Here is a 13,221-nt window from a genome sequence, read left to right as displayed (position 1 = left end):
ACATTATGAAAACTACATTATCAAAAATATTGGCTGTCCTCCTACTGGTTTTAGTGGGTTCCTGTCGCAAGATGGACCTTGAACCTCTAGGTGTATTGGACGAGAAAGCCTTATACGGAAATGAAGATGGAGCTAGGAAATTTGTTTCCGGAATTTATAGCCATCTTCCCATCGAAGACTTTGTTTACCACCCTGAAAGAGGTTTCCGTTGGGACAATTATTGGGTGAACTCCGATATCTTGGCTGCTATATCTGGAGAGATGACCGGACAGTTCTGGGGCGTTGCTGGTGCTCAAGGTTTTGGCTATTGGCCTTATGACCGGATCCGGAACGTCAATGGTTTTATTGCAGGATTGCCGACCTACAAAGAGAACTTTTCTGAGGATGGATATAATAATATCCTTGGCGAAGCTCATTTCCTGCGGGCATTCTTTTACTTCGCATTGGTAAAGCGCTATGGTGGAGTGCCAATCGTAAAAGATGTCCAAGATCCGCAAGCGGAAAAGGAAACCCTATTGGTTCCGAGAAACAAAGAAGCAGATGTCTATAAGTTCATCCAAGAAGACCTACAGTTTGCTGTAGATAACATGTCCAGTACCTCTGAGAAAGGGAGGGCGAATAAGTATGTAGCGGCGGCCTTATTGTCCCGTGCAATGTTATATGCGGCGAGCGTTGCCAAATATGGTTTCTACTCCAATTTGCAGGGCGATGCAGCAAGCAAAGGCTTTGTCGGTATTCCAAGACAGGAAGCTGAATGGTTCTATCAAAAAGCTTATGATGCTGCAACAGTAGTGCTTAATGGACCTTATTCTTTATACAACAAGAAACCAGAAGACAAGGAGATGAACTATGTTGACGTGTTTATCGATGATAACAGTCCTGAAGACATCTTAATCAAGCAGTACAATATTACGGCACCTTATGGAACCCGCTTGAAACATAGTTATGATGCGACTTTGCTCCCTAACCCAACCTTTTCAAGTGATGCAGAATCTATGGCTTATCCAGTTTACAATATCGTTGAACTGTTTGGCGAATTGCCAGTAAATGATGCTTCTGGTACACCTATCCGATATACCGATCGCAAAGCCTTATATGCAGATGCAGAACCTCGTCTCCGTGCAACCGTTTATTTCTCTGGAATGGAACTACGTGAAGGTGCCGAAAAGAGAAGCTTTGATATGTTGCGTGGGCTTTATGTCTCTTTTCCTGGCAAAGCTAGCGATGCGCAGATGGGTTCCAATTCAGCTCCTATCAACAGTGAAGCCAACAGAATCTTGGCCGGCCCGAAAAATACACAATACACGTATAAGGGAACCAAGATTGGAGTCACAGGAGAGCATGGTATGTGGAAAGACGGGCATGCAAATAATAGCCGTACTGGGTTCTATGTCCGTAAATACATCAACTACAAAATGTCCACCAAGGAGGTTAAGTTTTATAGCAGTACCCAGCCTTGGAAGGTTATCCGTTTGGCAGAAATTATGCTGAACAAGGCAGAAGCGGCATATGAATTAGGCTTGTTGAAATCCAATGAAGCCTTGGAAACGGAAGCTTTTACCTATATCGCCAAGGTCCGTGATCGCGCTGGTGCTAAACCTTACGCATACAACCCTACAGCTGCCAACATCAATAAATATGGTTATCCATTGGATGGCAACCTGCAGTTTATCCGAGAGGAAAGAGAACGGGAGCTATGCTTTGAAAACCATCACTGGTGGGATATCAAAAGATGGAGAATTGCGGATGTGGAACTGAACAATTTCGTGCCGAATTCACTCATGCCTTATTTGGTATTGGATGAGTTGAAATACAAGCCAAACGGCGAAAGGATCAATTCTTACATCTTTATCAAAGAAAGAGAGCCTTGGAACAAGACCTTCAATTTTGAGAAGAAATGGTATTACGAACCACTTCCAGGGGGAGAGTTGAACAAGAATCCAAATTTATATCCTCAGAATCCTATTTATTAATCTAATGAGAATGACAATGAAAAAGATATTCTTACTATTCACGGTGCTCCCTGTCCTTTTGCTGAGTTCCTGTGCAGATATCGATAATTTTGAAGCGCCCAATGCCACCCTTTCTGGAAAGGTATTGGACAAAACTACGGGGCAGCCCTTTTTAACTGGGCCTGGGGAATTTGCCATCCGTCTCTTGGAGACCAGTTATGGCGAGAACCCTGCTCCCCAAGACCTTGCCGTGAAGCAGGATGGATCCTTTATCAACAATAAACTGTTTTCCGCGACTTACTCCATGCAACCTTATGCTGGGGCATTTTGGCCAGCAGATATTGTTACAGATTTCAAACTGAGTGGATCCGGTAACCAAGACTTCAATGTGACCCCATATCTGAAGATAAAAAATGCAAAATTTGTATTGAAGGAAGGAAATAAAATTGATGTTTCCTGTACCTTGGAGGCCCCAATTCCTCAAGGATTGCCTCAGGTGATCGAGGTGCGTCCATTCCTGAGCTTGACGCCATATTGTGGTGCTGGTAGCCGCATCGAGGCCTATTACAAAGATGAATTTAGGATTCTGATCAATAAAAACTGGGAAGAAATCGGTAATATGTCTAATGGTATTGGCAAAGAAACCTATACCATCAATGATATACCTTTGAAATCCGGATACACCTATTACTTCCGTATGGGAGCAAAAGTTCGTGATACATTTGAAAAGTTCAACTATTCAGAAGTAGTTGAAATAAAGGTCCCTTAAGGACAGAATGGATTAATTAATAATTGCTAATCAATAAAATTACATGCTATGACATTTAATGTGAAAAGACTAAACATGGTCCTGCTAGCCCTAATCATTGGGATGTTCAGTGCCTGTTCGAAGACAACGACCAATCAAGAAAAGGAAGAACCCGAAAAACCTAATCCCGTAGATTCCACAGATGGATACGACACTTCAGGTTTATTGTACCCGAAGTATGAAGGATTGGTGATGGCGGGTTACCAAGGCTGGTTCAATGCGGAAGGTGATGGCGCCAATAGAGGCTGGTATCATTATCAGGGCGACAACAATGTTTTCGAACCTGGGGTGACCAAGGTGGATTTCTGGCCAGACATGACCGAATATACCAAGAAGTATAAATCTCCTTTCAAATTTGCCGACGGATCCGATGCCTATCTATTCAGTTCCAATGACGAAGAAACCATTGATCTACATTTTAAATGGATGAAGGATTATGGAATCGATGGTGTCCACATGCAGCGCTTCCTGGGAGAGGTAAAACCAAGCAACCCTTCTGGCAAAGCCCATTTCAACAAGGTCTTGACCAGTGCATTGAAAGCCGCCAAAAAATATGGTCGTGCCATCAGCATCATGTATGACCTGAGCGGATCTGTGCCTCAAGACTTTGCAGCCTTGGAACAAGATTGGAAGGAATTGGTAGAAACCCATAAACTTTATGACAAAGAGGCCAATCCAACTTACCTGTGGCATAATGGCAAACCGCTGATGTCCATTTGGGGAGTAGGCTTTAGTGACGATCGTCAATATAGCATTCAGGATGTAGATAAACTCGTAGATAAACTGAAGGCTGGTGAGAAGAAAGTATCCATTATGCTAGGTATTCCTTACTACTGGCGTACGTTAGATAGAGATACGGAACCAGACCCAGCACTACATGCCTTGATCAAAAAAGCAGATATCATCATGCCATGGGCAGTTGGCCGTTACAAAATGGAAGATTTCAACCCTAATATTGTACGAGAGGATATGCAATGGGCCGCGCAGAATAAGGTCGATTATGTGCCACTGGTTTTCCCAGGTTTTAGTTGGGGGAATTTGCAGAAAAAGCCTGAACTCTATTATCAGATCCCAAGATTGAAGGGTGATTTCATCTGGAAGCAGATGTCGAATGCAATTTCAGCAGGAGCTATGTCTCTGTATGTTGCAATGTTTGATGAAATCGATGAAGGTACGGCCATTTTTAAATCTGCAAGAGAAAAGGATACGCCACTAAATGGTGACAAATTCAGGTTTGTCGGCATTGAAAACGACCTGCCAACGGATCATTACCTATGGTTGACAGGAGAGTCCGCAAAATGGATCAAAGGTGGAACCGGTTACACCGCTGAAAGACCTGTAAGACCTTAGATTTTTACTGAGAATAGCTGGTTTGTTAGTTATTATATAGATGGTTGGAAAGCGAGCGCAATGCTCGCTTTTCTTTTTTCTAGCCTATTTAATTTATCAAAAAAGCCTAATCAAATTATATAAATGTGTCAGCTATTGAAGGCTTAATATAATAAAATAATCTTTTGAAAGCTCTAATTTCATACTTGTATCCAATCCATGGTACACTAATCGCACTGATATGAAAGCTTTAAAAATTATGCAGCCCAAGCTTTGGGTATTCCTGATGTTGCCCATGTTGCTGCAACTGATGTCTTGCTCCAAAGATTCCAATGCAAGTCCGGATAATCAAGTCCAACCTGACCTACAGCTGGGCTTCGACACCAGTTTTGCCACCTTTGGAGACTATGTAAAAAATGAGGATAAGGTATATGTGGACAAGAACCTAAGACAGGTAGAAAAGAGTAAGGCGGTCTACTACCTAAAAAGGGATTTGCTGGGTAGGGACATCGTTCCTAATGATGACGAGACCGGCAATTACTGGGAAGACCGCAAATATTTCAAGGGGACACCGGTTCTGCTTTTCTTTTACGAATACTACCGCGTAGATAACAATCAATTGCATTTTGCCGTAAATGTTTCCGAGCTTGAAAACACCAATACCTACATGTTTCATGGCAAAGCCCTTTGGGCGTCCCATGATAAACCCCTGGCACAGGGAGCTTACTCCATTGGCGAATTGGACGGAGACTTTACCGTTTACAACCCCAATGGTTCTGTAAAGGACCAATTTGGCTTTGATCGCGGCCGCAAATATTCCAACATGCAAAAAGCCGAAGACGTCTACAAACCCCTAGTAGGTAAGTGGGAAGCCATAGCGGCGCAGGACGGAAATTTTAAAATGGTAAGCCAAGTCTATGAGTTAAATTCGAATGGATCTATCAATTTCTATCCGATTACCTATCTTGGATCAGGTGGAGCAACCCCAGGATGGAGACCAGTGGACGGGGAAACCATCAAGACCTTAGGATCTTGGAAATATACCGGTCAAAGTTCAAATTCAGGAACCATGGAATTGTTCTTTAAGGGAAATTCCATCATGAAAGGAACGCTCAATATTGTTTCTGGAACTCAATTTAAACTGAAGCCTACCTGGGTGGATGACCATTTTAAAAATGAGAATTCCTTCAAGGAATTAACCTTCAATAAGAAGTAAATAAAAGGCGGTATTGCTAAGCCTTTTTTTGTCAAAAAATAGGGGTTTCATTCGAGGCATATTCGAGAGATGTTCGAGAAACATCTGAGATTGGGAATGTCCAGTTCGAGCGTGTCTCGAATGTGTCTCGAATGAGTCTCGAATATGTCTCGAATGAGTCCCAAAAAATGAAACTAATTTTCCCAAAAGATTAGCAAATTAGCAGTTTTCAGTTTTCTTTTTTAGCATTCCCTTTCAAAATCAGAATTCTAGCGCGATAAATCAGCTTTTTGTTGATATATAGGTGGTTATGGTTTTAGCAGTTAGGGGTATGTATAATATTTAGTTTAAAATTAAATTAATTTCATTATTAAAACAACCGATTGCATAAAATACGCAAACGTTTGAGTGCGGGTAATATTTTAGCAACATTAATTTAATAATTATTTTAAACCAATCTAAACTTTATAATAATAACTGTTAATAATGAAAAAAAGGTTTACTAAGCAATTATTAGTAAACAAATCTTACCACTTAGCTACAGCTCTTATACTCGGAATCACCATGCCGAATTATGGATTTGCCACAACGCCTAAGTTTGACGTAAGCCCTTTGTTTGCTCAAAATCAAGAAACTGTAAATGGTACGGTTTCGGATGAAAACGGACCACTAGCTGGAGCCACCGTAACACTGAAGAACAATTCCAGAGTTGCGACTTCAACAGATGAAAACGGTAGGTTTTCAATCCAAGTACCCCTCGGAGAGACGTTAGTCTTTACTGCAATAGGCTATGCAAGCCAAGAAAAAGTAGTAGAGTCGACTACCCTCAATGTACAATTAAGCTCTTCTAACCAAGATATTGACGAGGTTGTCGTGGTTGCTTTTGGTACCCAAAAGAAAGTGAACTTAACAGGTTCGGTAGCTTCCGTAACGCCAAAACAATTAGCGGAGCGCCCAGTAACCTCATTACAGAATGCATTGCAAGGGGTTTCGCCAGGTATTACGGTTATCAGTAGACCAATGGCTCCTAAAAAAGGTAACAATGCGACCTTAACCGTCCGCGGACGTTCAAACCTAGGTTCTCCAGGACCGATGTACATCATCGATGGTATCCCTGCATCAGGAGCGGAATTTGCAGCAATCAGCCCTGCAGATATCAGCAGCATGTCGGTGTTGAAAGATGCAGCATCAGCTTCTCTTTATGGTTCCCGTGCAGCAAACGGCGTTATCTTGGTAACGACAAAACGTGGTGGCGGTGAACGTGCTATCATCGGATTTTCCGCAAACCAAGGTTGGCAAAGCACGACTTTCCTGCCAAACTTTGCTAATTCATTGGAATATATCGAACTGTACAACCGTGCGATGAAAAATGCCGGCAAGCAAACGATCTTTACCGATGATATCATTGAAAAATATAGATCAGGTTCTGATAAGGACATGTATCCGAATACCAATTGGTTTGACGAGATCATAGACCAATCTGCTCCACAAAGAGATGTTAACTTAAATGTCAATGCGCCAGGAAAATTGGCCAACTACTATTTAGGCTTAAATTATTTCGATCAAAACTCTATCGTTCCCGGAATGAAACAGGACCGTATCAACATCAAGTTGAATACGCAGAGTGACGTGATTGAAAACCTATTGAAAATTGGAACCAATATCTCTTTCTTAAAACAGGATTATGACCGTCAAGGTGGTGAAATCAGTTGGGTTGAAATGGGTAGAGCATTGCCTATGACGGTAATGCAGCAGTCCAATGGGGAGTATGGAACCATTTCAAATGGTGTAACCAATGCAACCATCGCAAAGAACAACCAATTGAGAAATATCCAAGAAGCTGGACAGGGAAGAAACAGGGACAATTACTTGCAATTGGCAGGTAATGCCTCTTTGACTCCATTTGAAGGTTTCTCATTGGATGGATTGGTATCCTTGAAATATACAAATACCAATAGCTGGGATTTCATCAATAGACTGGATCCATTGACGGACTTCTTAACGCAAAAGCCTTTACCGTCTACAGCAGTTCCTATCAATGAGATGAAAGAATACTGGGGTAAACGTGAAGAATTATTGCTTCAGGCATTGGCAAATTATGAAAGACGTTTTGATGATCACTATGGTAAGATTACTGCCGGTGTCACCCAAGAGTCTAACACATATAGAGAAGCATTCTTAGGTCGTAAAAACTTTGTGAACAACGATCTAGAAACTATCATCAATGGTTCTTCCGCACAGACTGACGTAAGTAGCGATGGAACCGGACTAGCGAATAGAACGATTCAAGATGAGTGGTCTATCCGTTCATTCTTTGGTCGTTTCAACTATAACTATCAAGAGAAATACCTATTCGAAGCAAACGCTCGTATAGATTATTCTTCACGCTTTGCACCAGAGGTACGTAGAGCAGTGTTCCCTTCTATTTCAGCAGGATGGAGTATTGATAAGGAGCAGTTTATGCAAAACGTGAACTGGATTGATGCCTTGAAATTAAGAGGTTCATGGGGTTCATTGGGTAACCAAGATGCGGTTGCAATCGGTAACTACTTCAACTTGATCAGGATCAGTTCACTATACAGCTTTGATGGTGTGCCGGTGGACGGTGCTTTACAGACAGCAGCGGTAAACAGAGGTGCCCTTTGGGAAAAAGTATATCAATCAAACGTTGGTTTGGACGCTACTTTATTCAATGGCAAGGTTAATTTGACTGCTGAATACTATATCAAGAACACAAAAGGAATCTTGTTGCAACCTACATTCTTGGCTACTTCAGGATGGGGAACAGCAGCTTACTTTAACCAAGGTGAAACCAAGAACAAAGGTATTGAGGTTATTGCCACTTATAATGGACAAGTTGGCGAGGAGTTCAAATACTCGATCTCAGGAAACATCTCTAAGATCAAGAACGAAATCATTAACCTAGGTACAGGTAGAGATGAAATCGTGAGTGGTTATTACATCAACCGCGTTGGTGGATCAGTTGGTGATTACTATGGTTATAAATCAGCAGGTCTATTCACCTCTCAGGAGGAAATCGATAACCACCCTAGCCAAAAAAGTATTGCTGGTAACTCCAAGATTGGAGACATCAAATATGTAGACGTGAATGGTGATGGTGTATTAGATCCGAAAGACAGAACGATCTTAGGTAATGATGTACCTTGGTTCAACTACGGTTTTGCCGTGAATGCATCATACAAAGGATTTGACCTGAACGTACTTACCTACGGTGTAGGAGGTGTGAAAACATACTTTGAGCAAGAGGCTGCACATCCTTTCTTCAACGGTGGTAACATCAAAAAAGAATGGTTGCAAGGTTGGACAGAGGAGAACAACTCGGCATCTGCGCCATTCCCTCGTATCACATTAACGGGTGATGCTCAGCAAAACTATATCACTTCAGATTTCTGGTTGTTCAGTGGAAATTACTTCAGGATCCGTGCCATTACCTTAGGTTATACGTTCGACAAGAAATTGATCGAAAAGGCAAAAATGTCTAACCTAAGATTGTTTGCGTCCTCAAATAATCCATTTACGTTCATGGCGGATAAGAGATTATCAGATTATGATCCAGAAACAGGTTCAGGAAGAGCGAGCTTCTTAGGGGTGAAAACTTTCTCTATCGGTTTGAATGCTAATTTTTAACCAGCAACTATTAATAGAAAAATGAAAAGATTTATATATATCGGTCTATTTGCAGCCCTTACTTTAACATCCTGTAAGGATGAATTCTTGGAAAGGATTCCATTGAATTCCGTATCGGAAGAGACCTTTTGGAAAACTGAAAATGATGTTTACCTAGCGGTAAACGGAATATACGCAACATTGCCAGGGGATGGCATCATCTACGAGGATGGAGCATCAGATATTGCGCATGCACAATACCCTTGGGAGAGCACTGCTACGTCCGTTTCTTCAGGAATCGTAAGTACAGCCTTGAACGCAGGTTGGGATTATGAGACCGTTCGTAAGACCAACTATTTCTTGGAGAATGTGGACAAGGCTACCATGGACGAGACCTTAAAGAACCGTTTTAAAGCTGAGGTTCGTTTTATGCGTGCTTACCGCTATTTTAATATGGCTAGCAAGTTTGGCGGAGTTCCATTGATTACAAAGGTTTTGGGCTTTGCGGAAGAGGAACTGAACGTTCCTACATCTTCCAAAGATGAGGTAATCTCTTTTGTGTTGAAAGAATTGGATGAGGTTGCAAAAATCCTTCCTACTTCTTATTCTGGTGGTAAATCCAATGAGAAAGGAAGAATTACAAAAGGTGCAGCTTTGGCCTTGAAATCAAGAATTCTCCTGAATGAAGCGAAGTATGCGGAAGCTGCTGCAGCGGCACAGGAAGTAATGGGTCTAGGTTATCAATTATTCAAGACTTCGCAAGAAGCTGAGGTTGACCAAAAAGACGATTACAGTAAGTTGGTGGATTTCGCTAATGCAGCAGAACAAGAGAAATTCAGATTGGCTTTGCGTAGCTATGAGGGGATTTTCCATCAAGCTAATGAAGGTAATTCGGAAGTTATCCTGGAAAGACAATATATCCAACAGGCACAGCCAAACTATTTAAACACCTATCTATTAGAAGGTGGAGTAGGTGGATGGAGTTCCTTAACGCCGACACAGGAGCTGGTGAACAGTTACCAGAACTTCAAGACTGGGGAAGCAGTTACTGCACCGAGTAACCAAGAGCGTGCTCAACGATATGCAGACAAGGACAAAACAGCTTTCCTTCAGGAATACAAAAACAGGGATCCTCGTTTCTATGCATCCATTCTATTTGAAACAGCGCCTTGGAATGCTTTGACCATCGATGGTGGATATAAGTACTCGTGGGTGGATGGAGCGAGCAATATGTCCAAAACGGGCTATAACTTTAGGAAAATGGTGGATACGAAGGCGAATAGGGATAACCTGGATAACCATGCAAACGTGATCTTGATCCGTTATGCTGAAGTTCTTTTGAACTACGCAGAGGCGAAAAATGAGGCTACTGGACCAGATGCAACGGTTTATGCTTCCATTGACCAGATCCGTGAGCGTGCGGGAATGCCAAAGCTAGACCGTACAAAATACGCTAGCAAGGAAGCCCTTAGGAACGCAATCCGTCAGGAAAGAAAAGTGGAGTTAGCATTGGAGGGTATGCGTTATTTGGATATTCGTCGTTGGAAAACTGCACCTGATGTGATGAAGAATATCTATAACCTGAAAAACTCATTGGCGCAAGAGCGTATCTGGGACAATAAATTGTATTTGATGCCTGTACCTCAGGGTCAAATGGACTTGTCTTACGGCGTACTTGTTCAAAACCCAGGTTACTAAGAGTAGTCAATAATAGTTAATCAATAAATAATGCAAAAGAGGTGTCCGAATGGGCGCCTCTTTTTTTGTTGTGTATCGGTAAAAGTTTATCCAATAGCTATTAATTTATCCAATATGAATGGGGTTTAAAATCGAGTCCATAGCCTATCGAAAATCCCAATATTTATGCGCATTGCTTTTCTATCTTTTATTTGTCGATTCTCAAGCGATATATGGATAGCAGTTTGAACATCTAAATTTTTAATATTAAAAACCAACATGTGAATCATTGTCCTAAATAAAAAAAGTAAAATAATTTTAAGTCAATATATGTTTAAACGTGTATGTTTCAAAATGTCATCTGAGTGTACTTGTGGTGCACATTTTTGCGTTTTTCTGAAAGGAAAAATTTGCTATGATTCGGGTGTTGCAATTTTCGTTTAACATCTTTTGGTAAGATTCTTGTGACAAGAAAGGCTGGTAAAATTTTACGACTTAATAATTTTGAGCCTATATTTTTATTGAACTTATAATAAAGGGCCTCAAAATTCGTCTAAATAATAATGTATTGTATTGCTAACAAGAATTCTTAACATGAAAAAAACTATTTTTTCTTTACTATTATTTGCAGTTTGTGGTTTTAAATCAGCGCAAGCACAATTCTCTCGTCCGATTAGTGTTGGTGTTGGAGCGGGGCCTACGATCAATCTGACCGACTTGGCGAATGTCGAAACTAATTTAGCGGGTCATATTGATGTGGATGGATTGATTACTCCCTTTATTTCGGCCGGTATTCATGCAGAAAAAGGTGCTTTAGGAGGGAATGGTTATGCCAGTACTTTTAAGAATGACTACTATGCATTTAATGCGAATGCGAAGGTTAGGATTGGTCAATTTATGAACCTACCGGATAATTATAGCTATTATAATCTCCAATCAGATCCTTTCCACAAAATCCTTGCAAACATCTATTTAGGTGCCGGTGCTGGAGTGGTGAAAAACAACATTAAAAACAACATTGATCCTAATTATGCAAATGCTGTTGTTGGGCAGGGTGGTGAAATTTCACAGGATCTGGATGGTTTCCAATTTGTGGTTCCCATCAACCTAGGGGTTGATTTTCCAATTGGAAGAGGCTTGTATGGTCCGCAATGGGCAATCAACTTGAACTACCAACATACGATCACGACCAAAGACAATCTGGACGGTGTGATCAACAGTAAACAAGATCACTATAGCTATATCTCAATAGGGGTTAAATATGCTTTGTTTCAGCGTAAATAAGCATTCCTAAATCAATCATTTTCAACTACTATAAAATTAAACAATGGAAAGTATGAATAGCGTATTCCTAAATCGAATATATACTGCAGCTTGCTTATTGCTTGTTTTTGCTATTACAGGCTGTAACTCTTCAAACAATTTTTACAAAGCCCCAAAAGTATCTGCATTCCGTGGCGGAAAATTGCCAGCTCCTCCGGGGATGGTGTATATCCCTTCGGGAACAATCTTGTTCAAAGGTTCTTTGGACAGCGGAAATGTGGGCAAGAACGTCAGTTTGAGTGCCTTTTTTATCGATGAGACTGAAGTTACCAACAAGCAATATCGCCAGTTCGTAAACTGGGTAGCGGATTCGATCGCAATTACTGATTATTTGCAGGATGACCAGTATTTTCTGGATATCGCAAGTGAAAGTGGCGAAGGAAGGCGAATTAACTGGAAAAAGGTAAGGAGTATTTCTCCTATTTGGATGAGTTCAGATCCTACCATCGCCGAGCGCATTGCTCCCATGTTGGAGATGAAAGGTTCGACGAGGGCCTTGAATCCGGAAGTGATCAAATACCGTTTCTCCTTTTTGAAGACCAAAGGCAACCTGAAAAAAGAATATGTGACCGATACAGTTTCGGTAGTTACAGCTGAAGACATTTGGTCGAGAGACTTTCCAAATGCCCAATTAACCTCCCTAGATGCCAATTATTTCACCCACCAATCTTTTGATTATTATCCCGTAGTCGGCGTTTCATGGAGACAGGCTCGTGCCTATTCGGATTGGAGAGGTAAGGAAATGATGGCCAACCTGATGAAAAACTCCTACTTGAGCGGTTACCAACTGACATTCAGTCTTCCTACGGAAGCCCAGTGGCAATACGCTGCGGAAGGTAAAATCGACCCTCGAGATACGATTGCAGGAACGAAAATGACTATTGATGGTAATGATGGAAAAGAGAAACTGGCTGTGAACTATAAACAGGGTGAGGGTACCTATTCTAGGGATGGTGCAACATTTACCTTGCCGGTTAAATCTTATACGCCTAATAAATTCGGTGTGTACAACATGGCTGGTAATGTTTCAGAATGGACCCTGGATGCATATTCGCCTTCGGCTGTTGCGTTTGTGAACGACCTGAACCCAGTATTGCTTTATGATGCTGATGAACAGGATGCCGATGCATTGAAGAGAAAAGTTGTTCGTGGTGGATCTTGGAAAGACAATGGTGAGCAATTGAACAGCGAAACCAGAAACTATTCAGTGGATTATGAACCACATTCATATATAGGGTTTAGATGTGTGATGTCGGCATTCGAGTTGCCGACAGTACAGAGCAAGACCCGTAAATATTAACATCAATCTG

8 protein-coding genes are annotated in these 13,221 nt (G+C 41.4%); all 8 read left to right on the top strand.

Translation table 11 applies throughout. The annotated features are described in order from the left end of the window. Positions 1-5 precede the first annotated feature (5 nt). Positions 6-1,973 (top strand): RagB/SusD family nutrient uptake outer membrane protein, encoded by a 1,968-nt coding sequence (locus tag ACWICE_RS03385; RefSeq protein WP_454297640.1) that lies wholly within the window; start codon positions 6-8, stop codon positions 1,971-1,973. A gap of 16 nt (positions 1,974-1,989) precedes the next feature. Then, positions 1,990-2,721, top strand: coding sequence for a DUF3823 domain-containing protein (locus ACWICE_RS03380; RefSeq protein WP_454297639.1), 732 nt, complete (start codon positions 1,990-1,992; stop codon positions 2,719-2,721). A 48-nt stretch (positions 2,722-2,769) separates the two neighbouring features. Next, positions 2,770-4,110 (top strand): glycoside hydrolase family 71/99-like protein, encoded by a 1,341-nt coding sequence (locus tag ACWICE_RS03375; protein ID WP_185212849.1) that lies wholly within the window; start codon positions 2,770-2,772, stop codon positions 4,108-4,110. 220 nt (positions 4,111-4,330) lie between these two features. Next, on the top strand, positions 4,331-5,305 hold the full coding sequence (locus ACWICE_RS03370) for a hypothetical protein (RefSeq protein ID WP_454297638.1): 975 nt from the start codon (positions 4,331-4,333) through the stop codon (positions 5,303-5,305). A 465-nt stretch (positions 5,306-5,770) separates the two neighbouring features. Continuing rightward, the gene (locus tag ACWICE_RS03365) at positions 5,771-8,932 is read left to right on the top strand and encodes a SusC/RagA family TonB-linked outer membrane protein (RefSeq protein ID WP_313261315.1); all 3,162 of its coding nucleotides are present in this window, start codon (positions 5,771-5,773) and stop codon (positions 8,930-8,932) included. Between the two features lie 21 nt (positions 8,933-8,953). Then, positions 8,954-10,609, top strand: coding sequence for a RagB/SusD family nutrient uptake outer membrane protein (locus ACWICE_RS03360; protein ID WP_454297637.1), 1,656 nt, complete (start codon positions 8,954-8,956; stop codon positions 10,607-10,609). Between the two features lie 573 nt (positions 10,610-11,182). Then, positions 11,183-11,872, top strand: coding sequence for an outer membrane beta-barrel protein (locus ACWICE_RS03355; protein WP_185212853.1), 690 nt, complete (start codon positions 11,183-11,185; stop codon positions 11,870-11,872). A gap of 52 nt (positions 11,873-11,924) precedes the next feature. Further along, on the top strand, positions 11,925-13,211 hold the full coding sequence (gene porK, locus ACWICE_RS03350; protein WP_454297636.1) for a type IX secretion system lipoprotein PorK/GldK: 1,287 nt from the start codon (positions 11,925-11,927) through the stop codon (positions 13,209-13,211). The last annotated feature ends 10 nt before the right edge of the window (positions 13,212-13,221 follow it).

This window comes from Sphingobacterium sp. NPDC055346 (assembly GCF_053645235.1).
Note: the sequence above shows the minus strand (reverse complement) of the source record. Positions and strands in the feature narration are given on the sequence as shown.

What these genes read in the sequence shown, in the direction of transcription:
- ACWICE_RS03370 (WP_454297638.1), top strand. Translation starts at nt 4,331, where the DNA reads ATGAAAGCTTTAAAAATTATGCAGCCCAAGCTTTGGGTATTCCTGATG.
- ACWICE_RS03360 (WP_454297637.1), top strand. Translation starts at nt 8,954, where the DNA reads ATGAAAAGATTTATATATATCGGTCTATTTGCAGCCCTTACTTTAACA.
- ACWICE_RS03385 (WP_454297640.1), top strand. Translation starts at nt 6, where the DNA reads ATGAAAACTACATTATCAAAAATATTGGCTGTCCTCCTACTGGTTTTA.
- ACWICE_RS03355 (WP_185212853.1), top strand. Translation starts at nt 11,183, where the DNA reads ATGAAAAAAACTATTTTTTCTTTACTATTATTTGCAGTTTGTGGTTTT.
- ACWICE_RS03375 (WP_185212849.1), top strand. Translation starts at nt 2,770, where the DNA reads ATGACATTTAATGTGAAAAGACTAAACATGGTCCTGCTAGCCCTAATC.
- ACWICE_RS03380 (WP_454297639.1), top strand. Translation starts at nt 1,990, where the DNA reads ATGAAAAAGATATTCTTACTATTCACGGTGCTCCCTGTCCTTTTGCTG.
- ACWICE_RS03365 (WP_313261315.1), top strand. Translation starts at nt 5,771, where the DNA reads ATGAAAAAAAGGTTTACTAAGCAATTATTAGTAAACAAATCTTACCAC.
- porK (WP_454297636.1), top strand. Translation starts at nt 11,925, where the DNA reads ATGAATAGCGTATTCCTAAATCGAATATATACTGCAGCTTGCTTATTG.